Genomic DNA, 25,206 nt, shown 5'->3' on the forward strand with positions numbered 1-25,206 from the left:
AGCTTAATGCTGAGAAAACTAAGTAGAGACACACATTATGATCAGTGCATTTGACATGTTTAGCATTGGTATTGGCCCCTCATCGTCACATACCGTCGGCCCAATGCGTGCATCACGCTTATTTGTTAATGACCTAGATGAGCAACAACTATTAGCAAATGTAACCGATGTAAAAGTAGAGCTTTACGGCTCACTGGGGCAAACAGGTGTTGGTCATGGTTCGGGAAAAGCAGTGATCCTTGGCCTAGCCGGTTATGACCCTGAAACCATTGATGCCGATTTAGTGGACGATATTTTAGCAAAAATAGAAAATGAGCAGGTTATTTATCTAAACCAAACTCATAAAGCTAAATTCCCTAAACAAGGCGCTATTGTTTTTCATCGTAGAAAAACACTCCCTAAACATTCCAACGCAATGGAAATTATTGCCTATAACAATGGCGAAAAAGTATATAGCAAAGTTTACTACTCTATTGGTGGCGGGTTTATTGTTACAGATGAAGAGTTTGAAAAAGAAAAACAAGCGGCCTTAGATATTCGCGAAGAAAACCCTGCCCCGTTCCCGTTTGGAACGGCTAAAGAATTACTCGAAATGTGTAAAGAGTCGGGTTACAGCGTATCAACGTTAATGATGAAAAACGAAAAAACCTTACGCAGTGAAGAAGCCATAAAAGATGAATTATTTAATATTTGGCAAGTAATGAAAGCCTGTATTGAACGTGGTATGCGTACCGAAGGTATTTTACCTGGTGGTTTGAAAGTAAAACGCCGTGCACCAAGCTTATATTTAAAGCTCAATGTAGAAGTGAGTAACGATCCACTTCGTGCTATGGATTGGGTTGATTTATTCGCATTAGCAGTGAATGAAGAAAATGCAGCAGGCGGTCGTGTGGTTACTGCACCAACAAATGGTGCAGCTGGTATCCTACCAGCCGTATTAATGTACTATCATACTTTTATCAAAGAAGTTGATCGCGACATTGCTACTCGGTATTTATTAACCGCGGCCGCTATTGGTATTTTATACAAAAAAAATGCCTCTATCTCAGGTGCTGAAGTGGGTTGCCAAGGTGAAGTTGGTGTTGCCTGTTCAATGGCTGCTGGTGCGCTGACTGAAATTGTTGGTGGTAACGTGGTACACGTAGAAAATGCCGCTGAAATTGGCATGGAACATAACTTAGGATTGACCTGCGATCCAGTGGGCGGCTTAGTGCAGGTACCTTGTATTGAGCGTAATGCAATGGGCGCTATTAAAGCAATTAATGCTTCTCGTCTTGCTATTCGCGGTAGTGGAGAACAAAAAGTATCGCTTGATAAAGTAATTAAAACCATGCTCGATACCGGTAACGATATGAAAACAAAATACAAAGAAACCGCTCGCGGTGGATTAGCTGTTAACATTATCGAGTGCTAATTAGATAGCATAAAAAAAAGCCGCTTAGTTGCAAAACTAAGCGGCTTTTTCATTACTGTTTATGGCGGTTATTTAACTGGCAATTCGATATCAGCAAATAATTTATCAACATCGTCTTGATTACGCAGCAAACTTGCTCGCTCTACTCGCTCTTTAGTTAAATGCGGTGCAAAACGTTCGATAAAGTCATACATGTAGGTACGTAAAAAGCTACCTTTTCTAAAACCAATCTTAGTGGTGCTTGCTTCAAATAAATGGCTAGCATCAATGCACACTAAGTCGCTGTCGTTTACCTGGTCAATTGCCATAGATGCAACCACACCGACACCTAATCCCAGGCGCACATACGTTTTAATAACATCGGCATCGGTGGCGGTAAATACAATATGCGGCTCAAGCCCATAGGCGTTAAATGCTTTATCAAGCTCTGAGCGACCAGTAAAACCAAATACATAAGTGATCAAAGGATACTGCGCTATATCTGCCACCGTTAAGTTATCGACTTTTTTCGCAAGGGGGTGATCTTTAGCAACCACAATACTGCGATTCCAGTGATAACAAGGCAACATAACTAAATCTGAATATAAGTGCAGTGCTTCAGTAGCAATCGCAAAATCTGCATCACCGCGCGCAGCTGCATCCGATATTTGCTGCGGCGTACCTTGGTGCATATGCAGTGACACTGCTGGGTATTTTTGGGTAAAGCCTTGAATTACGCTTGGTAACGCATAACGTGCTTGGGTGTGCGTAGTCGCAATATTAAGTTTACCTTGATCGGGCAGCGTATGTTCATTAGCAACCGCTTTAATACCCTCAACTTTTGAGAGTATTTCTCGCGATATGTTAATGATTTCTTCGCCAGCACCTGTAACGTGAGTTAAATGTTTACCACTACGGCCAAAAATTTGTACACCTAGTTCATCTTCTAACATACGTACTTGCTTAGAAATACCAGGCTGGGAGGTAAATAAACTCTCAGCGGTAGCTGAAACATTTAATTTATGATTTTGAACTTCTACGATATATCTAAGTTGTTGTAATTTCATGGCTATGTAGTTTCGTTATAATTCACATTGACAGATAAAAGCGCACCCTAATTAATAGGTAACTATATAAAAGGCTGATTAAGGTTACACAATGTAACAATTAATTTATTGAAATTTCAGGTTAACACAATAAATAAAGTTGAGATAGCAATGATTATCAGCAAACAAAACATAACACATTAAGATTTAAACGCTTTATGCATGGTGTTTTTTTTAGTTAATCGGCGCAAAGTTTCCCACCTTTTATATATTTAATGTAAGATTAGATAATAAGGTTAAGAATTTGAGAATTATAACATGATCGTTTCCATTATAATTGTATTAATTGTTGCGCTTATCGTCATTGCACTGTGGGTTAGTGCTGTTCAACAACACAAAGAAAAACAAGAAGCTGAACGACGTAAAGAGCTAACAAAACAAAAAGCTATCATTGAAGAAACTGAAGAGGCGTTAATGAATAGCGCTAATATCCCACTTTCAGAAGCAACTCAGCGAATATTACAACGTCGTATTCATGATGCGCTAAGTAATATGGTGTCTATTTCAAGCGGTGGTAGCGGACTAAAAAACCGCTTAAAAGAAGCAAAAGAGCGACTACAAAATCCGATTCAAGACGGCTCGGATGGTTTTGTTTTACCAGGTAATGACAAGCAACTGATATCACTAATACAGGGTATAAAAAAGCTCCGTACTATTATCCGTTCTGAGCACAACAAGGGGAAAGTTGACAGCCAAGCGTTTATTGCAGAAGACAAACGCCTTGAGAAGCTACAACTAAGAATCAACATTGAAAGCCAGATAAAACGTGGTCTAGCAGCACAAACAGCCGGTATGGTTGGCTCTGCTAGGCAGTACTTTGAAAAAGCATCGACGACGCTAAACAGTGTGTCATTTAATGATGATTACATTACTGCAAAACGAGTTGAAGTTGAAGGCTATCTAGAAACAATAAGCACTGAACTAAAGGCATCAAACGCTACATCATTGAAGAAAAAGAACGAACAAGAGCAAGATGATTTAGACGTACTGTTTGCACCGAAAAAGAAATGGTAATCCATTACTTAATAAAAAAGCCCATACAACTGTATGGGCTTTTTTATAACTGAAATTTAGTCACTATATAAATTTACATACCCAAACTAAATCTAGCTATTTAACAGAAGCATTAAGATAAAAATGCAAACTTAATAATAAACAGTGCCGTTAAAATCCAAACACTAATACTTACCTGATCTTTTTTACCACACAGTACTTTAACCGCTGTATAAGAAATAAAACCCAGTGCAATACCGTGTGCAATTGAAAAGGTCAATGGAGTCATTAACAATACAACACTCACTGGAATTGCATCGGTCATATCATCCCAGTTTACAAACTTTAAGTTTTGTAGCATTAGAACAGATACATATAAGATTGCCCCTGCTGTTGCGTATGCGGGTACCATTTGTGCCAAAGGTGCAAAAAACATCATTAATAAAAAGCAGCAACCTACAACTACAGCCGTTAAGCCCGTTCGGCCCCCCACTGATACTCCCGCTACAGACTCTATATAAGAAGTTGTTGTTGAAGTTCCCAGCATTGCACCGGCAATGGTTGCAGTGCTATCAGCGCTTAATGCGCGACCTAAGCGCGGCATATTGCCGTTTTTATCTGCTAGGCCCGCTTTTTGAGTAACCGCTACCAACGTACCTGAGGTATCAAATAAATCAACAAATAGAAACGCAAAAATAACACTCAACATAGACAGTTCAAAAGCAGCACTAAAATCAAGTTGCATAAAAGTTGGCATTATTGAAGGTGGCATTGCAACAACACCATGATATTCAACTAACCCCATCGACACTGCAATCGCGGTAACGAGTAAAATACTAATTAATACACCGCTTTTAAAATCGCGATAAAGTAATGCCGCAATAATAAAAAAACTAAAAATAGCTAATAGCGGACCCGGTGATGTTATATCGCCTAGCTGCACAAGTGTTGCTGGGCTTGATACAATAATACCTGCACTTTTCAGCGCAATAAGTGCCAAGAATGCACCAATACCGGTTGCTATTGCTTGTTTGAGCACCAGGGGGATTGCATTAATAATCCACTCTCGCACCTTAAATAAGCTTAATATTAAAAATATACACCCTGACATAAACACCGCGCCCAGCGCTGCTTGCCAGCTATAGCCCATACCTAGCACCACGCCATAGGTAAAAAATGCATTTAATCCCATACCCGGTGCCAATGCCAATGGATAATTGGCCCACAACCCCATAATAAAACACCCTATTGCAGCGGCAATACAGGTTGCAACAAAGGCAGCACCTTGGTCCATGCCTGCTTCTGCAAGCATAGCTGGGTTAACGAATACGATATAAACCATCGTAATAAATGTAGTCATACCGGCAATACATTCACGGCGAACCGAAGAATCATTTGCACGGATTTTGAATAAGGCTTCGAGCATAATAAACTTGTGGTTGTAAAAAGTGGCGAGATTTTAGCATAAAAATAACTTTTTACAGGACATTTTACCTTGCTATATACTAAACTAGCTAAGTGATTAAAATAACAAACGAAGTAGCATGATCAAAACGACACCAAGTGGCCAAGACTTAGAGCAACAATTAGACAACATTCTTTCTTTTGTAACGCAACCAAGCGATGCAAATCCCCCTGCGAGCTCTAAAAACACCGATCAAGACACATTAAATAAAGCCCTTTATTACCTTAAAAATGAACAAGGCGCCTTAGCCGCAAAATGGATGCGTTTAGCAGCAATGGCAGGAAACTATCGTGCACAGTTTTACTTAGGGCTATTTTTTATTAAAGGCCAAGGTGTGCCACAAAGTGTATTTCATGGGGCTGCGTGGCTCAGCTTAGCTAGTAGCCAAGGATATGAGCCAGCAATAGAGGCAATGAGCGATATACGCAAACACATTAGTACCAAACGACTTAAAGACGCCCAGTGTTATGCCGCCAGCTTATATGAACAAATTCATCAGTTACAATTTTCACATTTGATCCCTATAAGTCACGAAAAATAGTTTTACTACTTAGTAACTCATTCTATCTGTAAATTAATTAAGCGTTTTATAAGTTAAATGCAACAACGCTTAATTTTTTAAACTACTGTATACCTCATGCATTTCAAGATTTATTTAGTTATAGATTAAAAAGCTACCGTCAAAAGTATTCATCCCCAAAAATTATAATCTATTGTTATATATGAACTATTTGTTTTTAAATAGTTTCCTTATCGTGCTCAGCTGAATAACTGTACAAAAAAATAGCAAAAAAACACTTGCACCAAACAACTGTATAAACTACTGTATACATGTACTGTATAAAAACCCAGTGAGTGAGACGATTATGTTACAGCCTATTACCGTAAGAACAGTTAAGAGCTACCAACAAGATGACCAATCTGATTGTGTTAACGTTGTACAAATTGAAGATGAGATTTCAGCGACGTTTGAATTATTAAAAGTATTACACCAATACAATAGCTTAAATGCATGGACACTTTTAATTGCGCCAGACCATGTACCTAGTAAAGCGTTACTTGATTCATGTTCAATTGATACCAGTAAATTATTAGTTATACGCCAAAAACATTTAGTTAATATAGAGTATGTTTTAAGTTCTGCACTTCACAATGGAAATTTTGCAGCGGTGATCACCTGGACCGACATAATAAATAATCAGCAACTATCACAGTTATCATTAAACCTGAGCCATACACGCACTAAGCTGTATTGCTTTAGCAAAAAAAGCGCTCAAGCTGAGATTTCACTAACGCAATAAGCTTGGTAAACTAGCGTTTTAATACACAGTACATTTATTATGACCTCTAACGCCCTACTATGTTTTTGTGGCAGTCAGCAACTTTATGCTGATTGCTGTGAACCTTTTCATTTAAAAACCAAACAGCCACAAACACCTGAGCAACTTATGCGTGCTCGCTACAGTGCATATGCGGTTAAAAACGCGGCTTTTGTTCGTGAAAGTTACGCAAAAGAAAAGCAAGCTGAAAACTCACTATCAGAAATTAAGGACTTTGCAACTAGTTGCCGCTTTATAAACTTAACCGTATTAGATTCTGGTTATAATGATGAAACAGGGTTTGTAAAGTTTAAAGCCCATTACTTTTATCAAGACTTGTATTGCGAGCTGGCTGAGCATTCAAAGTTTATTAAAGAAGATGAACAGTGGCGATACCTTGATGGTGAGATCACACCGGTTGCTGATATTAAAGTGAAACGCAATGATACTTGTCCTTGCGGCAGTAATAAAAAGTATAAAAAGTGTCATAGTGTATAAGTAACAACCACAAAAAATGGGCCACTTGGCCCATTTTCACAAACTACACTAAACGCAACTTAGCGCTTTATTCGTCATCACCTTCATCGAAGTCTTGACGTTGTGCAGGTCTTGCTAAAATCTCTAAGTAGAAAGAGGTTAAACCTTGCTTTTCAATTTCACTGATGTGATTGTTAATTTCAGCAACGTGAACCACTTGGGCCTCTTCAGCCGTGTTACCAAACTTACAATCAAATGCCCAGTAGTCGGCATCAACAGGTAAAGTTTTATTACGTTCTCTTTTCAAATATTTTTTCACTTCATGCTTTGCAGCATCAACCATACGAGGGTATTTGATTTTCTCATGATTCAGCGTGAATGTTTTCTTCATTACGTTCCTAATTACCTTGGTTTAATGATAATGGCATTTAATGTCATACCATTTGCGCCATTATAGCAATTGCATTTAAATTTTGGATGCTTTTTTTATATTAAATCGGTTATTAAAATAAAGCACCTACAAAACCACTAATATAAACACTATTTATTACAATCTAATGGCGTTTAAAAAACTGCATTTAATGTAATTTAATTAGGCACTAAACAAATGTAATGGCTGGTGGAGGGCTTCATTTTGTAAATCATCATAAAATGCTGCGGCATCCATTTGCATATTTGAGAGCGGCATATCACTGTTTTTAATTCGCCGACGAACCGCCAGTTCACAATTATCAATCACGTTAAGCGGAATATGATTTTTATCATCTCGAATATTTAACGGTTCAGGCTTTAAGCACTGAGTTAACTTAATATCACTCATCCCTATAGCGCTTCCCATTTTTGCTAAAAGTTCCGTGTTATTTTTGCCAATTAACATATTAAAGGTATCTGGCGCTAATGGCTGCTTTGGGCCCGCACCAAATTGCTTTCTCAAGGTCTCTTCATCGGCTTGATAACCACTTGCATCACTTTTAGGTAAGTGAAACTCACTAAAATCAAGCGCATCATGAGAGAGCATTGCTAATAAAAGTGCAAACTCGCCTCGGCGGTTATCGTGCACACTTTCATTAAGCCTCGTTTTTAACTGGCTCTCCGTGATTAACAAATCACCAATATGCATAGACTTTAGCCTATTTAACTAATTAATAAGTATTTATCGGCTAAATTTGAATTTTCTTTAGCTTTTTTCTTTACTTAAATAAGAAGTTTGCTATTATCTGCCGCGTTGCATTGGAGGGGTTCCCGAGCGGCCAAAGGGATCAGACTGTAAATCTGACGGCTCAGCCTTCGCTGGTTCGAATCCAGCTCCCTCCACCACTTTTCTTAGGCTAAGTTAAGTGGGGCCAAATGCAATAAAAATTAGTGTGGAGGGGTTCCCGAGCGGCCAAAGGGATCAGACTGTAAATCTGACGGCTCAGCCTTCGCTGGTTCGAATCCAGCTCCCTCCACCACTTCTCTTTACTACCTCATTTTATGTTCTAGTTATTCAAAAACCCATTGTAAACTCATGCCATGCTTATTTAACCAAGCGCTTGCTTTTTTGTGTTCTGAATAAAATAATCCTACACGATGCCAAAATTGTGCACTGTGATTTAAATACTTTAAATGCGCTAACTCATGCACAATCACGTAGTCAATTATCCATGTAGGTGCGCTTGCCAAGTGCAAGTTGAAGGTCAGTTCACGCCTGCGGTTACAACTGCCCCAGCGACGCTTATACAATTGAATACGAATATTGCTCGGTAGCTTTTCACCCATCAGCTGACAATAGTAGTTAACTCGCATTTCAATATAACTTTCTAACTTCTCATGCAAAAATTGCTCTAGCAAACCTTGATACATTTGCGTTCGATGCTTCACACGTGAAGAAATACTCAGTAACAGCGTTTGGCTTTCATTGTGCTGCTGCCATTGAGTGCGTGCTGCATTTTCAAATTGCACATTTACAGCTTCATTAAATAGTTTAATGCTATGGGTTTTGAGTGGAAACTGTCGTGTATCGGCTTGAATTTGTTGCTTATGTAACTGAGCATCAATCCAGCCCTGTTTACTCAACAGCCATTCATTAATTTGTGTTTTCGTTACAAAATGGGGCGCATACACCGTAAGTTCTCGTTGTGCGACTTTGATCGCTACTGTTTTTCTTCGTTTACTTCGCTTTAAAGTGTAATCCAACAATGAATGCTGCCTAGTTATAATTAAACACTGGGCTTTATTTTACCTTGTACCATAACGGCTGATCTATAAATAATCCCTACTAAATGCCATTTTAATACCAATGCATGTAGTAATTCTCAATGAATAGTAAGTTTAGAGCTTAAAACACTTACGTTGCTGTTGTAACTTAGAGCTCAATACCTTGTGATTATTGTTGCGTTTATATTAGACTGGGTTTAAGAGTTATTATGTGAATGATTGATGCTATCTAATTTTTTTATAAACCAACCAGATCCAAGTCTAATTATTAATGGTGTATACGACCCAAGTTTAGTGACACTATCTATACTCACCGCAATTTTTGCAGCCTACTTTTCCCTTCACGTTATCGATTTAGCAAATAATACTCACTTTAAGTCTTATCGTAAGCTGGCCAATGTAACTGCAGCTTTAGTGCTTGCTGGGGGGGTATGGAGTATGCATTTTATTGCTATGCTCGCATTTTCTTTGTGCACTACAATTGAATACGATCCCACACTCACTTTTGTGTCGTTTATACCGGCTTTACTGGCATGTACCATTGCTTTTTCTTGTTTGAAAACATATAGCTCTAACCCTCGTATTATCAATTTAATTCTAAGCTCTCTTTTATTCGGCGCGGGTGTTGGCACCATGCATTACAGCGGTATGGCCGCGATGCAATTAAGTCCTTTACTTCGTTATGATCCAATATGGTTTGGCGCTTCAATTGTTGTAGCAGTGCTGCTCTCTTTCATCAGCCTCTATGTACGTTTTCATTTACCAGCACACTTTAAAAAATTAACGCCTGTGCATAATCGTATTATTTGCGCCCTTATTCTTGGCCTTGCCGTGGCTGGTATGCATTATATGGGCATGGCTGCTACGCGATTTATTGCAACAAGCCCGATAATTAACGAGCAAACAAACCAATCACATCTAACCTTTATTGCTATTAGTGTGTCGTTCGCCACGCTTTTATTAACAGCGGTGGTTGTGATCATCAATGGCATGATCCGCTACAGAATGCTGTTAGGGAAAAAATCTGCTGAAGAGTCTCGCCTTGATGCTATTTTATCAACTGCTATTGATGGCATCGTCACTATCAATATTAAAGGTACCATTTTAAGCTTTAATAAGGCCGCAGAAACGATTTTTGGCTGGAAAGATAATGAGGTCATTGGCCTAAATGTAAAAATATTGATGGCTGATGATATTGCTAATCAACACGATGCTTTTTTAAAAAACACCACAAACCATGAAGTAAAGCGTGTGATTGGCGTTAATCGTGATGTGTGGGCAAAACATAAAAATGGTCATCAATTTCCAATTCGACTAGGGATTGGTGAAGTAAAGCAATTGCAAACTGAAACACTATTTGTTGGCTTTATTACCGATTTAACTGAACAAAAAGCATTACAACAAAGCTTAATTGAAAAAGAGCGACAATATCGTACCTTGATGAACAATATGCCCGGTGTTGTATTTCGCTGCTTGTTAGATGAACACTGGAGTATGTTGTTTATAAGCCCAAGCGTCTATGAACTAACGGGTTATCGCGCTGAAGAGTTTACTGAGCAACGTATTACCTTTGCCGAGCTGATTGTTAAAGAAGATGAAGCGGCTATTTCTTTAGCCATTGATCAAGCGGTTGCATCAACCAGTCAATACTCAATTGAATACCGCATTCGCCATCGCAACGGCAATATTATTTGGGTACTGGATCAAGCAAGTATTGTCACAGGCTCTAAAAATAATGTCCGCTGGGTTGATGGCGTTTTGGTTGATATAACCAAACGCTATGAATATGAGCAAAGCTTAAAACAAGCTAAATACGAGGCTGAAGTAGCCGCGCAAGCTAAACAGTCTTTTATGGCAAATATGAGTCATGAGATACGTACCCCCATGAATGCAATTATTGGCTTTAGTGATATCTTGATAGATAGCCCGCTTAATAAAGATCAACAGAAGCAAATAATTACTGTTAATAACGCCGCGCGTTCTTTGTTGCACTTACTTAACGATATCCTCGACTCAGCAAAGTTAGAAAAAGGCAAACTCGAAATTCAAAATGTACATTTTAACTTGCAAGAATTACTCGACAATATTGTGTCTACATTTTGGCTGGATGCAAAACGTAAAGACCTAAAACTCAATTTAAAAATAGCTGACAATGTGAATCCATTTTATTTTGGTGACGATACGCGTTTACGCCAAGTGCTAACCAATTTAATCGGCAATGCGATAAAGTTTACCGAACGAGGCCATGTTACTTTGTCGGTTACTCATAACCCCAATCATCCTATTTTATTTGAAGTACAAGACACAGGTATAGGTATTGAAAAAGATCGTCTTGAGGCTATCTTTAAACCTTTTGAGCAAGCAGACGGCACCACAACTCGCCGATTTGGTGGCACAGGGCTTGGAACAACGATTAGTAAACAGCTGGTTGAGTTAATGGGTGGCCATATATATGCACAAAGTACCCTTGGCCAAGGTAGCTGCTTTTGCTTTACTGTCGCGCTTGAAAAAGGCGAGAAAAGTCAGGTACAGACCATTAGTAAAAACCTATTTAATTTACCACCATTAAAAATCTTAGTGGTCGATGACATTGAACAAAATATTGAGCTACTCACCATTATGCTCTCACAAGCTGGGCATCAGGTAAGAAAGGCTAATAATGGCTTTGAGGCCATTGAAATATTTAATCAACATCGCTTTGATATTATTTTAATGGATATTCATATGCCTAAATGCGATGGGATCAGTGCTACGGCATCAATTCGCTCTTTAGAGCAGCAAAAGCAACTAGAGCAAACCCCAATAATTGCTTTAACAGCCAGTGTGCTACAGCAAGACAAGCTAACAGCCAAACAAGCGGGTATGAATGGATTTACAACTAAACCCGTTGACATAAACCAGCTCAACTACGAAATAGCAAGAGTGCTTGGGCTTGCTATAAGCCGGTTAGAAACTGCAGATCCGATTGACTCAAAACTCCGTATAGATTTAGCTAAAGGTGAGAAAATGTGGGGCAGTAAAGAAAAGCACCTCAAAGAAGTCGCGCTCTTTTTAGCTCAGCATCAAAATAGTATGCAAACCTTAGCGACCAATAAGCTAAACGATAAACACCATGCTCAAATTCTACATAATTTAAAAGGTCTTGCAGGTAACTTAGCGCTTAATAATTTGTCTGACTTAGTTGCTCAAGCTGAAAAGCAGCGTGATATAGCTTCTTATGCCCAATGCATATTACGATGCCAACAAGAGTGGCAACAGCTAGCAGATGAATTATCACATTTACATTTTGCTCCTAAAGAGAATAAATTACAAAAAGTAACCGTGTCAAATGCTGAATTTATTCACCAATTAACGCTTTTACTTAGCCAAGCTAAACGAGCAGAGTTGGACGATACGTTATTAAGTTATATTGAGAAAATAACACCAGAACAGCACAAAAATGCTATTTTAAGCATTTGTGAACAGTTTAATGAATTTGAATTTGATAATGCAAAAATAGAGCTCAATGCATTATTAACAACACTTAATAATTAGCTCTTCTGAGGACGACGATGGCTCAATCTATAAATCAGGCGCGAATATTAATCGTCGATGATGAACCTGCGAATTTAAAAGTAATGCGCGAGGTTTTAGCGAGTAACTACCGTTTGTCGTTCGCTAAATCGGGGCCATTAGCACTGCAATTAATTGAAAACGATCCACCGAACCTCATTTTACTTGATGTTATGATGCCAGATATGAATGGCTTTGAAGTGTGTAAAATTTTAAAAGCTAATCCTACAACCGCACATATTCCAGTTATTTTTGTTACCGCACTTACACAAGAGCAAGATGAATCGGAAGGTTTTTCTTTAGGTGCAGTTGATTACATAACCAAACCTATTAGTCCTGCTATTGTAAAGGCAAGGGTAAAAACACATCTTTCTTTAGTACAAGCCGAGCAGCTAAAACAAGCACATGTAGACTTAGTAGAACGATTGGGGCGCGCTGCAGAGTACAAAGATACCGATACGGGTGAACATATTGCTCGAATGAGTCAATACAGCAAGGTACTTGCTTTAGCGCTAGGAATGAATGAGCAACACGCTGAGTTATTGCGCCAAGCTGCACCAATGCACGATGTCGGAAAAATAGGCATTCCTGATTCAATATTATTAAAGCCAGGAAAATTAACTCCAGACGAATTTGCACACATGAAAGAGCATGCTGCTATAGGAGCTAAAATATTGGCCAACTCACCCTCCCCTTTGTTGCAACTTGCCCACGTACTGGCAATTGAACATCATGAGAAATGGGATGGCACAGGCTATCCTAATGGATTGAAAGGCGAAGAAATTTCGATTGAGGGACGGATTGTGGCGATAGCTGATGTATTTGATGCACTCACATCAAAACGTCCTTATAAAGAGCCTTGGAGCATTGAGCAAACAATAGAACATATGCAGCACCAAGCGGGAAAACATTTTGACCCACATCTAGTTGAGCTTTTTATTGGTCAGATAGACGCTGTTCTAGCGATAAAAAAGGCCCATCAAGAGCGCGATTAAATCTCCCCTTATTTGAGCAAATATTACTGCGCAAAGTGCAACTGACCCTAGCTTCTTTTGGCATTGTGAGAGCCTAAAGCTACAGCCGGAAAATGCTGTTTTATAATACGATAGTCATGGGACGTGATCTCATGGCTATTGCCACTAATATCTTTAAAATACATTGAAAATGTCACGCCATGATCAGCCAATATGGTTTTCACTTGGTGCTGCTCAAGATGCTTGAGCCAAATAACAAATTGCTCCCCTGTTGCAGCAAAAGCGATTCCTTTACTACGCCCATCGCCTTCAAATAAAGCCAATCGTGTAGTGGCGTTTTCATCTTCGAGTGTTAAAGGACCTTTTCCCTCTTCATTCCAAAAGGCTAACTGCTCTACTACGGTAAAACCAAGCACCTTTTCATACCACTCAATAGCTTGGTTGAGGCTTTGAACATTTAAATGACAATGATCAATTCCCGAAAGTTTAGGTGTCATCGCGTTGTTCACCAATTTCAGATTTAAGCTGAGCTAAAAAGTCGTGCATATATGCAGTGCGTCTTTGTGCTTCGGCTTTTGCAGAAGGAGTATTCATACTCTGGGCAATATGCAGTAATTTAATAAAAAAATGATCTAGGGTGTATTTTTTATCGTCTGCTTCTCGGTTTAAACAAAATGGATCATCGGGGTTGTATAATAATCGACTAATAGAGCCGCCTACTTTCATACAACGGCTTACGCCAATAGCACCCAAGGCATCCATTCTGTCAGCATCTTGTACAATCTGTGCTTCCACCGTTTTAATAGCAATATTGGCGCTAAAACTGTGTGCTGCAATAGCGTGGTGAATATCAGCAAATAGTTGTTCATCGTAACCAATAGACGCTAAAAAGTTAATCGCTTTATCGGCTGCCATTGTTGATGCTTTCGCCCTGCCTGGGTGATTTTTAGCCACCGCAACACAATCATGTAACCAAGCTGCAGGCAATACAATGGCCATATCAGCCTGCTGTGCAATACATAACTGCACAGCAACACGTACTACCCGTTCAATATGGGTAATATCATGGGCTACATCGGCATGTACTAAGGATGTAATAAAGTCTCTGCATTGCTGATTAAGTTGCTGTAATGAGGGGCTAAGAGCTGAATTGTCCACCGAATTTCCAAAAATCTATTTAAACGAGTTAATAATGGCTACTTTACCGCGATTTATAAGCCCCTTGCAAAACATTCATTGTATGTTGCGCGAGCCTTGACTAAAATACAGCGCTTATTTATTACTACAGAGAAGCCCTATGTCATCTGCCGTTTACCTGCAAGCTGGTCGCGATAAATCATTAAAAAGAAAACACCCTTGGTTATTTTCTAAAGCCATCAAAAAAATTAAAGGTAAACCTGGATTAGGTGACACGGTAACCATACACGATAGTGAAGGTAAGTTTTTGGCCACAGCCGCTTACAGTCCTCATTCGCAAATTCGTGCTCGTGTTTGGAGCTTTGACGAAAAAGAAGTGATAGATCAACATTTCTTTGAGCGCCGTCTTCGCCGTGCTTTAGAAGCGCGTAGTCATGCGATTGAAGAAGGTGGACTTACCGGCTTTAGATTATGTGCAGCAGAATCAGACTACTTACCCGGTATTACTATAGATAAGTTTGATAATGTTCTTGTGTGTCAATTACTGAGCGCAGGTGCAGAACGTCACAAAGGTGAAATTGTTGGTGCTTTAATGGCTATTTTCCCAGGCTCTACTATTTATGAGCGCTCAGATGTAGATGTTCGAACCAAAGAAGGGCTAGAGCCTATTAAGGGCGTACTTTGGGGGAGTGAACCCACTGGACCTGTCATAATTGAAGAAAATGGTTTAAAAATTGAAGTTGATATTCTAGAAGGCCATAAAACTGGCTTTTATTTAGATCAACGAGATAGCCGTGCTGCACTGGAGCGTTTTTCAAAAGACAAAACCGTATTAAATTGCTTTAGTTATACGGGAACGTTTTCTCTTTATGCCCTGCGCGGTGGCTGTAAACATGTAACCAATGTTGATGTTTCACAACCAGCACTTGATACAGCAAAGCGTAATGTTGAGCATAACAACCTTGATTTAAATAAAGTCGACTTTGTAAAACAAGATGTCTTTAAATTATTACGCCAATACCGTGAAGACGGGGTGATGTTTGATACGATCGTTATGGACCCGCCTAAATTTGCCGATAACAAGGCGCAGTTAACTGGGGCGTGTCGCGGTTACAAGGACATCAATATGATTGCGATGCAAATATTAAAGCCCGGCGGCACTTTGCTAACATTCTCATGCTCTGGTTTAATGGAACAAAACTTGTTTCAAAAAGTAGTCGCAGATGCAGCCCTTGATGCAGGTAAGGATTTACTGATCATGGAGCGCTTAAATCAAGCAGCTGACCACCCTATTGCAGGCAGCTATCCTGAAGGTTTTTACCTTAAAGGGCTTATTTGTAAGGTTTACTAAAAACTAATTAAGTAGTTAGTTAAACTCTACAATTTCAAGCCCTGCGGTTATCGTGCCATCCTCTTCGGTGCTGGCACGTATTACCTTAACAGTGGCTTTTAACGGTGCAATGCTCGGATGTGTTGATGCAATATCAACCGATAAAATTGAGTTAAGCTCTAACAAATCATCGAGTTGTAATGAAAGACCCGTTGCACTTAAATCAAGGCATGTGCCAGTGTAACTAAGCCCAGCAACAGGCTCTATTGAGGTTAACTTCGCTGGCGTGTTAACCTGCATACGTCTATAGTTTCGCTTATCTTCAGTAAACATAATTCCCTCTACACAATATTATTAATTTTTTCTCGTAGTACAGCGATAGAAAAAGGTTTTACAACGTAAGCATCGCACCCTGCGTCAAAGCCTGCTTGTTGCTCAAGCTCCGACTCAAGTCCAGATATCATGACCACCGGAATGTTTTTTGTCTCTGGCGTGTGTTTAAGTATGCGACACGTATCATAACCGTCGAGTCCTGGCATACACACATCAAGCAAAATAATATCGGGCGGATTTGCAATCGCAGATGCTAAACAACTTTTACCTGAGTCAGCATAGCTCAAATCAAATGTTGATGCTAACCCTGCTTTGAGTATTTCAAAATTGAAATACTCATCATCAACCACTAACAGCTGTCGCGCTTTGTGTTTTAGTAATGAGGACATAGGTATGTCATTTCCTTCTCAAGTTAGTCCCTCTGTTAACTTACTTAGCTTAATAGAGAATAAAGAGATTATTCAATTTCTTTTATCGCATTTAACACACGTTTTGCTGAAATTGGATAAGGCGTACCTAAGGTTTGTGCAAATAAGGATACGCGTAATTCTTGCTGCATCCAAAAAATAGCCTCAACATCAGTAGGCAGTGGCATTCCTTTAGGTGTTTTATTCGTTAGTTTTTTATATTCTTGCGACACTTTTTCAAGCTCTAACACACATAATCTATCACGATTTGGGTCAACAGGTAGTTTTTCTAGGCGTTTTTGAATCGCTTTTAAATAACGAATTAAATCGCCGAGTTTGTCTGCCCCATGTTGACTGACAAAGCCTTTAAAAATAAGTGATTCTAGCTGAGACTTAATATCCCCATGAGCGGTGATCATGGTTAAATCTACACGCCCTTTCATTTTTTTATGCAGTGCATGTGCAATACTCAGCACTTGCTCAACCTGTGTAGCAATGGCCACTACGGTATCGCCTAACTCGCCGCGAATATGCTCTTTAACCGTTTCAAATGCCTCACTTGTACGAATGTCACCATATTTAACTAATAGGCTGTCAACGCCTGATGCAATGCAGTCATCAATTAAATCGGCAATTTTACCAAAAGGATTAAAGTACAATCCTAATTTAGCTTTGTTTGGTAGGTTTTGCTGCAGGTATTTAATTGGTGATGGCACGTTTAAAAGTACTAAACGACGTAAACCTTGCTGGTGCGCTAATTGCGCTTTTATTTCGTTATCGAATAGCTCTACTGCGGCCGTTGATTTTTTATCCACTAACGCTGGGTAGGCTTTAATTTCGTATTGACCTTGCTTTTTCACGTACGATGTTGGTAACTCACCAAAATCCCACTGGATTAAATCGGTTTTTTCTATGCCTTTGTCGGCCACTTTAGATAAGGTGTCTGTCACTTTGCCTTGAAGCTGCGCTTTAAGCTTAGCTAAATCGAGCCCACGGGCAAGAAGTTGGTCGTTTTCATCACGTACTTCAAACTGCAATCTTAAATGAGGAGCAAGGGCTGTTAAATCCCACGCCTCAGGGTCGACTCGCACGCCAGTCATGCGCAATAACCGATTACTTAGTGAGTCGATTAACGAGCCTTGTAGAGGCTCTATGGCCGCTAAAACCGCGTCGGCATAATTAGGCGCAGGGACAAAGTTACGGCGAAGTGACTTTGGCAATGACTTAATTAACCCACAAATTAGCTCATGACGAAATGCCGGTATATGCCAATCAAAACCACTTTCTTGAACTTGGTTTAATAGCGCAACCGGTATTTGTACAGCAACACCATCAACTGCTTGGCCTGGATCAAAATGATAAGTAAGCGGCAGCATTAAGTTATCTTGTTGCCATGTATCTGGATAATCAAATTCAGTAATGCTACTTGCACCATGCTGCATGAGCTCTTCTCGCGTCATGTGCAGATAGCGTTTGTCTTGCTGTTTTTGTGTTTTATACCACTTAATAAACGCAGCACGATTATTAATATCGTTCGGTATTTTTTTCTCGTAAAACTCAAATAAGGTTTGTTCATCAACTAAAATATCGCGCCTACGAGATTTGTTCTCGAGCACTTGAATATCTTCAATTAATTCGCGGTTATATTGTAAAAATCCTTCATTGAGCCCCAGCTCTTGTTCAACCAGCGCTGTGCGAATAAACAACTCACGGCTTACTTTTGGGTCAATATTGCTGTACACACAGCGGCGTTTATTAACAATTAATAAGCCATACAAAGTTTGTTGCTCAAAGGCAATCACCGCACCGGGCTTTTTCTCCCAATGAGGCTCTGTGTAGCTGCGTTTTACTAAATGCTGAGCGAACGGTTCTACCCAGTTCACATCAATTTTGGCATTAATACGAGCATAGAGTTTACTGGTTTCCACCAACTCAGCCGACATCATCCATTTTGGACTCTTTTTAAATAAGCCTGAGCCTGGAAAAATATGAAATTGGCTATTACGCGCACCTTTATATAGCTGCTTTTCGTCTTTAAAACCGATGTGACTGAGCATGCCACTTAAAAGTGCTTTGTGAATAAGCTCACTGTCTGCGACATTAGTGGTGGCTTTCATTTTCATTTCATTGCACACAGTGCTGATTTGATAAACGATATCTTGCCATTCACGAATACGCATATAGGCTAAAAAGTCTTTTTGACATAACTTTCTAAACTGGCTGTTAGTCAGCTCACTTTGCTGCTCTTCTAAATAATTCCACAGGTTTAAAAAGGCAATAAAGTCAGAGTCTGGATCGTCAAAGCGACCATGTTTTTCATTCGCGGCTTGGCGTTTTTCTTGTGGTCGCTCGCGGGGGTCTTGAATTGAAAGCGCGGCAACAATAACTATCACCTCACGCAATGCACCCACTTTATGTGCAGTTAGCACCATTTTTGCTAAACGCGGATCAACCGGCAAACGACTTAGCTCTCGCCCAGATTGTGTTAGGCTGGTTTTTTGATGACGCTTAGCCGCTTTTACTGCTTGTAGCTCTTCAAGCAATGTTAAACCATCATTAATATTTCGGCTATCTGGAGCTTGCACAAAAGGAAATTGCGCCATATCACCCAGCCCAAGGGCTAACATTTGCAAAATAACTGATGCTAAATTAGTACGCAATATTTCAGGGTCAGTAAATTCAGGACGCGATAAAAAGTCATCTTCTGAATATAAACGAATACAAATACCCGCTTCAACACGTCCACAGCGCCCCATTCGCTGATTAGCACTGGCTTGCGAAATAGGCTCTATAGGTAAACGTTGCACTTTTGTGCGATAACTATAACGACTAATTCGCGCTGTACCCGGGTCAATAACATAACGAATACCAGGTACTGTTAGCGATGTTTCAGCGACGTTGGTAGAGAGTATAATATGGCGGCGCGAATGCGGCGCAAAAATACGGTTTTGCTCAGCGTTCGATAGCCTTGAATACAAAGGTAATACATCTGTGTGTTTTAAATTACGCTTGCTTAGTGCATCGGCGGTATCACGTATTTCTCGCTCACCATTTAAAAAGATCAGAATATCGCCAGGACCTTCGGCGCAAAGTTCATCTACCGCATCAAAAATACCCTGTAGTTGGTCGCCTTCGGCTTCCATATCTTCTTTTTGAATATCACTAATTGGGTTATAGCGTACATCAACTGGAAACGTTCTTCCTGATACTTCAATAATAGGTGCATCATCAAAATGCTTAGAAAAGCGCTCAGGGTCGATAGTTGCTGAGGTGATAATAACTTTTAAATCGGGGCGTTTTGGGAGTAAATTTTTAAGATAACCTAAAATAAAGTCAATGTTTAAGCTACGTTCATGCGCTTCATCAATAATAATGGTGTCGTATTGATTTAAAAATCGGTCTTGTTGTATTTCAGCTAATAAAATACCGTCGGTCATCAGCTTAATGTAACTGTTATTAGATACCTGGTCGCTAAAACGAATTTTAAAACCGACTTGCTGACCAAGCTCACATTGCATTTCTTCTGCAATACGGTTGGCAACGCTGCGTGCTGCTAAACGCCTTGGTTGGGTATGACCAATATAGCCCTCAACGCCTCGGCCTAGCTCTAAACACATTTTAGGTATTTGTGTGGTTTTGCCTGAGCCAGTTTCACCAGCAATGATCACCACTTGATTATTAGCAATGGCCTCTTTAATGGTGTCTTTTTTTTGACTAACCGGTAATTGCTCAGGATAAGTAACTTTAGGTAGCCCAGCTAAGCGCTGCTCTCGAAGCGTTTGACTACGACTAATATCAGCCGCAATTTTTTCAAGCGCACTGGTAAGTTTTGCCTCGTCGGTGATTTTTTTAACGCCGTGAAGACGTTTTTTAAAACTGAATTGATCTTTTTTTAAGCACGTTTTTAGCTCGCCAAATAACTGACCTAGGTTTACCACCTGCATACCTTATAAAAATTAGTCAAAGAGCCCCGATTGTAGCAAATTAAATGGCTGGGGTTAATCCTGTAAAGAATATAACAATCAGGGGATTATTATATAAACCACCAGCCAGTGACTAATAGTGTTTATTCGTCACTAAAAATACCTACGTAGGTTGCTTGGGTATTCGATTTACTCGCACGATACATGCCTGAAGTATTAAACGGCAGACTAATATTGCCTTTTGTATCAATAATAATAACACCGCCGGTGCCCCCTATCGGTTTAAGCACCTCGTTTATTACTTCATTACCTGCTTGGTCTATGGTTTTACCTTGGTACTTTACTCGCGCACAAATATCACTTGCCACATTATAACGAATAAAATATTCGCCGTGCCCAGTTGCCGAAACCGCACATGAGGCATTTTCAGCAAAAGTACCTGCGCCAATAACCGGTGCATCGCCAATACGACCAAAACGTTTTGCGGTCATTCCGCCAGTTGACGTGCCCGCTGCTAAATTCCCTTGTTTATCCAGTGCCACCGCTCCGACCGTGCCCACTTTATAATTTACTGGTAACGCTTTATGCGCTGCCTGATAATCTTTACTGGTATTTTTGCTCGCCTCGAGTTTCTTTTTGGCTTTTAATAAAGCCTCATAACGATGCTCAGTATCAAATATATTGTTCTCTACTAGGCTCACGCCTTGCTCTTTGGCAAACTCTTCTGCACCTTGACCACTTAACATCACATGCACTGATTTTTCCATTACTAACCGGGCAAGTTTAATTGGACTTTCGATATGTTTAATACCTGACACAGCGCCTGCTTGACGATTGCGACCATCCATTATAGAGGCATCTAATTCGTGACTACCATCATAGGTATATACCGCACCACGCCCGGCATTAAAATAAGGCGATTGTTCAAGTACTTCAATGGCAGTAGTCACTGCATCAAGGCTTTCTCCGCCTTGTTCAAGTACCTTATATCCGGCCTCAACAGCTTCTGCTAATTTATTGCGATAAGCTTGCTCTTGATCTGCCGTAAATTTACTTTTTTCAATCGTGCCTGCACCGCCATGAATCGCAATGGCAAACGGCATATTTGTGTTTTCACTCAATGCCTGCGTGCTCAACCCCATTAAACTTGTTGCAATGAGCCCTAATAATAGTGATTTTTTCATTGTGTGTTCTTTTATAAATACAGGATTAAAACCAATGTGAATGGTTATGAAGCGTTTTTCAAGTGAACTGAGTTTAATGGCACAAAAAAAGCGCCCTAAGGCGCTTTTTTAATTTCGTTTAAAGTTACGCTTGTTGCGCTTTTAAACGTGCTAAACGTGCTACTTGGTGTGTAGACGTTAAGAAAGAATAGATTGGTGCTAAATAACCGCGCTTACGAAGCTCAAGAAAGTCTGCATCGCTTAGCTCATTTAGTTTCTTCTCATCGATAAGGTAAATACCGTTGATGTCTTTTTTCTCACCTTTAATATCAACTGTTAGCGTTTGTGCTACCAGTAGTTCTTTATTAGCAAGGAATTTAGTGAAAGCATCAGTTACTTGAGAAAACTCAATGAACGATACTAACGCTTCTTTACGACGCTTAAGGTAATCAGTTTCTTCACCGTTTTCGAATAATGCATTACCCTCTTCTTCACCAACTAATGAGCTCGCTTCGTCAATTACGATACCAAATTGATCTTGCTCTGGGTGCTTTACTAAACCTAGTGGGTAACGCGTTGTTGCCATAGGCGCAAATGATGCTGTCCATTTGTCGCCATCAATAAATAAATTTTCGCCTGGCTCTAGGCCAAACATTGCAACCGCTTGAAAAGTACCTGTTTCGTTATTTTTAACAAAAGACATTGGGAATTCATTGGCGATACGCGCAAACTCATGTGCAACCACTGGCACTAAGTGTTGAGTTTTCATAAATTCGATGTTGATGCCATTTTTAATTTTAGTGTTGGCATGTTTTTCGTTGTGTAAAGGCTGTACTTGTTGCTCCGCCATGTTACTGCTCCGTTATTTATTAATTTGATTTTTTTCTGTTAGTGGCCTAAGGCTAAAGGTTTTGGTGACAAAAAGGAAGTGAAAATTTTGTGTCATTTTGTACGTTATTAATTAACAAAAACATTATCGCTGATTATTTCAACAAATAACTAGTAAACATTACCAAAGGTGAAATTCGCACGCTTAGATAGCTCAAAAAGCGTCCTTTGACAACGCTGTCTTCGGTGGTATATTGATTTTTTGCCTAAATAAAAAATTCACACTTAGATAATTTCAGCAAAAATAGACACTAAAATAATGAAAAATTTAACTGTAAACCCAAACTTAAAAATTGAAAAACTGATGATCCCTGGCACCAAGCTATCAGCCTTCGTTGTTGATGATTTTCTTTTAGATACCAGTAGTGTAATGAATTTTGCTCACAACATAGCCTACTTTAACCCTATGTTTTCAGACAACTCCTTCTACCCTGGTATTCGCGACAATATGCCGCAACCTTATTTAAGGGTTTTACATGCATTTTTTCAAAATGAAATACTGCCTAAAATAGACAATAAAAATTATCAAGAGTCTATTCTTCATAAAAGTTTACTTTCATTAGCTTCATGCAAACCTGCGAATTTAATTGTTGATCAAAAAGTACCGCATATTGATTCTTGTGATGAGAGAGATTACGCATTTGTACATTACTTATCGCCAGAGGAGCTTGGTGGAACAAGTATTTATAAGTATATACCTCAAAACATTATTGAATTTAAACAACAGCACAAACCACTGCTCGCAGATATAGTTAATGATGTTAAAAAAGCCCCTAATGAGCATCAAGGCTATTTATCTGGCAGCACCAGTTTATTTGAACAGGTTTTTAAAGTTGATGCTAAATTTAACCGCCTTGTTATTTACCAAGGTAACTTATTACACAGTGCCAATATTTATTCTGAACAAAGCTGCTTAGCGGATGCTAAAAAAGGCCGTCTTTCGATAGCCTCTTTCGCAAGTGTACGATGATCTTTGTGAATATAGCGCTTAAACCTTTCACAAATCATTAGATTGACTGCAGTCCATATTGTTTAATTTTATCTAAAAGCGCTCTGTGATTGGGTAGCTTATTTATTAAGTATTGATCTATCTCAGCTCGTTGTTGTAAACGTACTAAACAGTGTTCATGTTCTGCACTGGTACAAGGCGGTGCCTTAGTGTTGAAATGCATTCCATAAAGTACAAATAAAAAGTTTTCTAAGTAAAACACTTCAAACTGGCTGAAAAAGTCATCTCTAACCGGAATGAACTCTTCCCACAAACTAAGCTTTTCTTTTAATGACTCAGAAATAGTGTCATCACTTTTATTGGCCACCCAAAAAGCTGAATCTGTTCTATCTGAAATACAGTAGTGCAATTTAATAAAATCAATAGTACGTTCCCACGCATACCCCATAGCGTGATTAAACCGCGTTTCTAACTGTTCAAGCTGCTCAGTTGATGATGGAAAACGTAGGGTTAAAAACTTCGCTGAAAAATCAGTTAATAAAATAGAGGTTGCCTCTAATGGTTCTAAAAAGCCTTGCGCTAAGCCAAGCGCGACACAGTTTTTATGCCAAAACTTTTCACGATAACCTACTCTCATGGGGATTTTTCTATAACTAAGACCTTGCTTACTTGCCCCTAGATAACGGTTCAGTTTTTCATGTGCTTGTTCATCGGTCATGTGGTTATTTGAATAAACAAAGCCCACTCCCCGCCTATTTGTAAGCGCAATGTCCCAAATCCAGCCAGCTTGATGAGCGGTAGCAAGTGTATAAGGCGGAATATCATCGTCTTCTTTTGTAGGTACTTGCACAACTAAGGCGCTATTTATCAGTAAGCTATCAGACACATCAACGAAAGGGACTTTTAAAGCTTTATCTATGAGTAAAGATTCAAAACCCGAACAATCAATATAAAAGTCAAATTCAAGTTCACCTTCGCTGTCAGTCACTAACGCTGCTATTGCGCCATCATTAGCAAGCTTTACTTGAGTTACATTGGTATGTACGTGAGACACCGAAAACTTATCTTTTGCATTACACGAGAGCAGTTGCGCAAATTTCCCTGCATTGAAATGGTACGCATAAGCTAACTCGCCCTCATATTGGGCATTAGTGATACTTTTGGGGGCTAAACCAGCCTCACAAATAGCGTGCTGAGAAGATAAATACTGCGCATGACTTTTTGATTTTTGCTTATCGTTTAACCAATGTTGAGTTAAATGTTTAGTATCGTAGGGGTTTGGCACATCAAATAAATGATGAAAAAAATTACCTTCTCCATGCTTTTTTTTATCCATCCAGTTAACAAATTTTATCGACTGCTTAAACGTCGCATCACATTGGCGAATAAATTCATCTTCACGAATACCAAAAGTTTTTAGCGTGTTTCTTATGTCGGGTACTGTGCCTTCGCCTACTCCAATTGGCGGTATATCGGGTGACTCAATTAAAGTCACTGAAACACCTTTGCGCTTCAGCAGCTCTTTGCCAATGTGGTTTGCAGCTAACCAACCAGCTGTTCCACCACCTAAAATTGCCACTTTTTTTATATTCATAAATCAC

22 protein-coding genes and 2 tRNA genes are annotated in these 25,206 nt (G+C 39.4%); 11 read left to right on the forward strand and 13 right to left on the reverse strand.

From position 1 onward, the window contains the following. Window positions 1-37 precede the first annotated feature (37 nt). Window positions 38-1,414 (forward strand): L-serine ammonia-lyase, encoded by a 1,377-nt coding sequence (locus tag ACNSN3_RS08660; protein WP_054201138.1) that lies wholly within the window; start codon window positions 38-40, stop codon window positions 1,412-1,414. 68 nt (window positions 1,415-1,482) lie between these two features. Here the strand turns inward: ACNSN3_RS08660 and cysB are convergent, their stop codons facing one another. Beyond that, window positions 1,483-2,460 carry an HTH-type transcriptional regulator CysB gene (gene cysB, locus ACNSN3_RS08665; protein WP_054201139.1) on the reverse strand — a complete coding sequence of 326 codons (978 nt, stop codon included), beginning with the start codon at window positions 2,458-2,460 and terminating at the stop codon, window positions 1,483-1,485. Between the two features lie 297 nt (window positions 2,461-2,757). On the opposite strand from cysB, the gene ACNSN3_RS08670 reads away from it, so the two are divergent. Next, complete coding sequence (locus ACNSN3_RS08670; protein ID WP_075169051.1) at window positions 2,758-3,513, forward strand: hypothetical protein; 756 nt, start codon at window positions 2,758-2,760, stop codon at window positions 3,511-3,513. 112 nt (window positions 3,514-3,625) lie between these two features. On the opposite strand, the gene ACNSN3_RS08675 is transcribed toward ACNSN3_RS08670, so the two are convergent. Further along, window positions 3,626-4,918: an NCS2 family permease gene (locus ACNSN3_RS08675; RefSeq protein WP_054201141.1), complete on the reverse strand. Its 1,293-nt coding sequence runs from the start codon at window positions 4,916-4,918 to the stop codon at window positions 3,626-3,628. A 118-nt stretch (window positions 4,919-5,036) separates the two neighbouring features. On the opposite strand from ACNSN3_RS08675, the gene ACNSN3_RS08680 reads away from it, so the two are divergent. From ACNSN3_RS08680 to ACNSN3_RS08690, 3 genes are all read left to right on the forward strand, one after another. Next, window positions 5,037-5,498, forward strand: coding sequence for a tetratricopeptide repeat protein (locus ACNSN3_RS08680; protein WP_010388519.1), 462 nt, complete (start codon window positions 5,037-5,039; stop codon window positions 5,496-5,498). Between the two features lie 325 nt (window positions 5,499-5,823). Next, a complete protein-coding gene (locus ACNSN3_RS08685) occupies window positions 5,824-6,258 on the forward strand; it encodes a SulA-like leucine-rich domain-containing protein (RefSeq protein WP_010388516.1) in 435 nt (144 codons plus the stop codon). Window positions 6,259-6,297: 39 nt separating this feature from the next. After that, window positions 6,298-6,774, forward strand: a complete 477-nt coding sequence (locus ACNSN3_RS08690) for a YchJ family protein (protein WP_010388514.1) — start codon at window positions 6,298-6,300, stop codon at window positions 6,772-6,774. Between the two features lie 67 nt (window positions 6,775-6,841). Here ACNSN3_RS08690 and ACNSN3_RS08695 read toward each other — a convergent pair whose 3' ends face one another. After that, on the reverse strand, window positions 6,842-7,144 hold the full coding sequence (locus tag ACNSN3_RS08695; RefSeq protein ID WP_054201143.1) for a DUF6172 family protein: 303 nt from the start codon (window positions 7,142-7,144) through the stop codon (window positions 6,842-6,844). Between the two features lie 201 nt (window positions 7,145-7,345). Then, window positions 7,346-7,873, reverse strand: coding sequence for a VC2046/SO_2500 family protein (locus tag ACNSN3_RS08700; RefSeq protein WP_109874478.1), 528 nt, complete (start codon window positions 7,871-7,873; stop codon window positions 7,346-7,348). Window positions 7,874-7,985: 112 nt separating this feature from the next. Between ACNSN3_RS08700 and ACNSN3_RS08705 the strand changes: the two genes are divergently transcribed. Together ACNSN3_RS08705 and ACNSN3_RS08710 are read left to right on the forward strand one after the other, a co-directional pair. Beyond that, a tRNA-Tyr gene (locus ACNSN3_RS08705) sits at window positions 7,986-8,070 on the forward strand. A gap of 49 nt (window positions 8,071-8,119) precedes the next feature. Next, window positions 8,120-8,204: transfer RNA gene (locus ACNSN3_RS08710), tRNA-Tyr, on the forward strand. Window positions 8,205-8,235: 31 nt separating this feature from the next. Here the strand turns inward: ACNSN3_RS08710 and ACNSN3_RS08715 are convergent. After that, a complete protein-coding gene (locus ACNSN3_RS08715; RefSeq protein ID WP_193049008.1) occupies window positions 8,236-8,928 on the reverse strand; it encodes a M48 family metallopeptidase in 693 nt (230 codons plus the stop codon). A gap of 243 nt (window positions 8,929-9,171) precedes the next feature. Here ACNSN3_RS08715 and ACNSN3_RS08720 point away from each other — a divergent pair, with 243 nt between their 5' ends. Both ACNSN3_RS08720 and ACNSN3_RS08725 read left to right on the forward strand, forming a co-directional pair. After that, entirely contained in the window at window positions 9,172-12,483 is a 3,312-nt protein-coding gene (locus tag ACNSN3_RS08720) for a PAS domain S-box protein (protein WP_418607049.1), read from the forward strand. Between the two features lie 17 nt (window positions 12,484-12,500). After that, window positions 12,501-13,496, forward strand: coding sequence for a response regulator (locus tag ACNSN3_RS08725; RefSeq protein WP_138594646.1), 996 nt, complete (start codon window positions 12,501-12,503; stop codon window positions 13,494-13,496). A gap of 47 nt (window positions 13,497-13,543) precedes the next feature. Here the strand turns inward: ACNSN3_RS08725 and ACNSN3_RS08730 are convergent, their stop codons facing one another. Together ACNSN3_RS08730 and ACNSN3_RS08735 are read right to left on the reverse strand one after the other, a co-directional pair. Further along, on the reverse strand, window positions 13,544-13,972 hold the full coding sequence (locus ACNSN3_RS08730) for a VOC family protein (protein ID WP_010388507.1): 429 nt from the start codon (window positions 13,970-13,972) through the stop codon (window positions 13,544-13,546). After that, complete coding sequence (locus ACNSN3_RS08735) at window positions 13,962-14,633, reverse strand: HD domain-containing protein (RefSeq protein WP_418607051.1); 672 nt, start codon at window positions 14,631-14,633, stop codon at window positions 13,962-13,964. The genes ACNSN3_RS08730 and ACNSN3_RS08735 overlap by 11 nt, the downstream gene beginning before the upstream one ends. Before the next feature lie 139 nt (window positions 14,634-14,772). On the opposite strand from ACNSN3_RS08735, the gene ACNSN3_RS08740 reads away from it, so the two are divergent. Further along, window positions 14,773-15,963, forward strand: coding sequence for a class I SAM-dependent methyltransferase (locus ACNSN3_RS08740; RefSeq protein ID WP_418607053.1), 1,191 nt, complete (start codon window positions 14,773-14,775; stop codon window positions 15,961-15,963). A gap of 15 nt (window positions 15,964-15,978) precedes the next feature. Here the strand turns inward: ACNSN3_RS08740 and ACNSN3_RS08745 are convergent, their stop codons facing one another. From ACNSN3_RS08745 to ACNSN3_RS08765, 5 genes are all read right to left on the reverse strand, one after another. Beyond that, window positions 15,979-16,275: a PilZ domain-containing protein gene (locus tag ACNSN3_RS08745; RefSeq protein WP_010388503.1), complete on the reverse strand. Its 297-nt coding sequence runs from the start codon at window positions 16,273-16,275 to the stop codon at window positions 15,979-15,981. A gap of 8 nt (window positions 16,276-16,283) precedes the next feature. Then, window positions 16,284-16,664 (reverse strand): response regulator, encoded by a 381-nt coding sequence (locus ACNSN3_RS08750; protein ID WP_008113026.1) that lies wholly within the window; start codon window positions 16,662-16,664, stop codon window positions 16,284-16,286. 68 nt (window positions 16,665-16,732) lie between these two features. Next, window positions 16,733-20,620 (reverse strand): ATP-dependent RNA helicase HrpA, encoded by a 3,888-nt coding sequence (hrpA, locus tag ACNSN3_RS08755; protein ID WP_418607056.1) that lies wholly within the window; start codon window positions 20,618-20,620, stop codon window positions 16,733-16,735. A 128-nt stretch (window positions 20,621-20,748) separates the two neighbouring features. Next, entirely contained in the window at window positions 20,749-21,789 is a 1,041-nt protein-coding gene (locus ACNSN3_RS08760; RefSeq protein ID WP_418607058.1) for an isoaspartyl peptidase/L-asparaginase family protein, read from the reverse strand. Window positions 21,790-21,913: 124 nt separating this feature from the next. Further along, a complete protein-coding gene (locus tag ACNSN3_RS08765; protein ID WP_418607060.1) occupies window positions 21,914-22,618 on the reverse strand; it encodes a SapC family protein in 705 nt (234 codons plus the stop codon). A 297-nt stretch (window positions 22,619-22,915) separates the two neighbouring features. Here ACNSN3_RS08765 and ACNSN3_RS08770 point away from each other — a divergent pair, with 297 nt between their 5' ends. Next, window positions 22,916-23,626 (forward strand): DUF6445 family protein, encoded by a 711-nt coding sequence (locus tag ACNSN3_RS08770; protein WP_418607062.1) that lies wholly within the window; start codon window positions 22,916-22,918, stop codon window positions 23,624-23,626. Window positions 23,627-23,663: 37 nt separating this feature from the next. Here the strand turns inward: ACNSN3_RS08770 and ACNSN3_RS08775 are convergent, their stop codons facing one another. Next, the gene (locus ACNSN3_RS08775) at window positions 23,664-25,199 is read right to left on the reverse strand and encodes a tryptophan halogenase family protein (RefSeq protein WP_418607064.1); all 1,536 of its coding nucleotides are present in this window, start codon (window positions 25,197-25,199) and stop codon (window positions 23,664-23,666) included. Window positions 25,200-25,206 lie beyond the last annotated feature (7 nt).

Source organism: Pseudoalteromonas sp. US3C1004 (genome assembly GCF_048401065.1).
Taxonomy (GTDB): Bacteria; Pseudomonadota; Gammaproteobacteria; order Enterobacterales; family Alteromonadaceae; genus Pseudoalteromonas; species Pseudoalteromonas undina.

What these genes read in the sequence shown, in the direction of transcription:
- ACNSN3_RS08750 (WP_008113026.1), bottom strand. Translation starts at nt 16,664, where the DNA reads ATGTCCTCATTACTAAAACACAAAGCGCGACAGCTGTTAGTGGTTGAT.
- ACNSN3_RS08730 (WP_010388507.1), bottom strand. Translation starts at nt 13,972, where the DNA reads ATGACACCTAAACTTTCGGGAATTGATCATTGTCATTTAAATGTTCAA.
- ACNSN3_RS08700 (WP_109874478.1), bottom strand. Translation starts at nt 7,873, where the DNA reads ATGCATATTGGTGATTTGTTAATCACGGAGAGCCAGTTAAAAACGAGG.
- ACNSN3_RS08660 (WP_054201138.1), top strand. Translation starts at nt 38, where the DNA reads ATGATCAGTGCATTTGACATGTTTAGCATTGGTATTGGCCCCTCATCG.
- cysB (WP_054201139.1), bottom strand. Translation starts at nt 2,460, where the DNA reads ATGAAATTACAACAACTTAGATATATCGTAGAAGTTCAAAATCATAAA.
- ACNSN3_RS08720 (WP_418607049.1), top strand. Translation starts at nt 9,172, where the DNA reads ATGCTATCTAATTTTTTTATAAACCAACCAGATCCAAGTCTAATTATT.
- ACNSN3_RS08670 (WP_075169051.1), top strand. Translation starts at nt 2,758, where the DNA reads ATGATCGTTTCCATTATAATTGTATTAATTGTTGCGCTTATCGTCATT.
- ACNSN3_RS08770 (WP_418607062.1), top strand. Translation starts at nt 22,916, where the DNA reads ATGAAAAATTTAACTGTAAACCCAAACTTAAAAATTGAAAAACTGATG.
- ACNSN3_RS08760 (WP_418607058.1), bottom strand. Translation starts at nt 21,789, where the DNA reads ATGAAAAAATCACTATTATTAGGGCTCATTGCAACAAGTTTAATGGGG.
- ACNSN3_RS08690 (WP_010388514.1), top strand. Translation starts at nt 6,298, where the DNA reads ATGACCTCTAACGCCCTACTATGTTTTTGTGGCAGTCAGCAACTTTAT.
- ACNSN3_RS08680 (WP_010388519.1), top strand. Translation starts at nt 5,037, where the DNA reads ATGATCAAAACGACACCAAGTGGCCAAGACTTAGAGCAACAATTAGAC.
- ACNSN3_RS08675 (WP_054201141.1), bottom strand. Translation starts at nt 4,918, where the DNA reads ATGCTCGAAGCCTTATTCAAAATCCGTGCAAATGATTCTTCGGTTCGC.
- ACNSN3_RS08740 (WP_418607053.1), top strand. Translation starts at nt 14,773, where the DNA reads ATGTCATCTGCCGTTTACCTGCAAGCTGGTCGCGATAAATCATTAAAA.
- ACNSN3_RS08745 (WP_010388503.1), bottom strand. Translation starts at nt 16,275, where the DNA reads ATGTTTACTGAAGATAAGCGAAACTATAGACGTATGCAGGTTAACACG.
- ACNSN3_RS08695 (WP_054201143.1), bottom strand. Translation starts at nt 7,144, where the DNA reads ATGAAGAAAACATTCACGCTGAATCATGAGAAAATCAAATACCCTCGT.
- ACNSN3_RS08725 (WP_138594646.1), top strand. Translation starts at nt 12,501, where the DNA reads ATGGCTCAATCTATAAATCAGGCGCGAATATTAATCGTCGATGATGAA.
- ACNSN3_RS08685 (WP_010388516.1), top strand. Translation starts at nt 5,824, where the DNA reads ATGTTACAGCCTATTACCGTAAGAACAGTTAAGAGCTACCAACAAGAT.
- ACNSN3_RS08775 (WP_418607064.1), bottom strand. Translation starts at nt 25,199, where the DNA reads ATGAATATAAAAAAAGTGGCAATTTTAGGTGGTGGAACAGCTGGTTGG.
- ACNSN3_RS08765 (WP_418607060.1), bottom strand. Translation starts at nt 22,618, where the DNA reads ATGGCGGAGCAACAAGTACAGCCTTTACACAACGAAAAACATGCCAAC.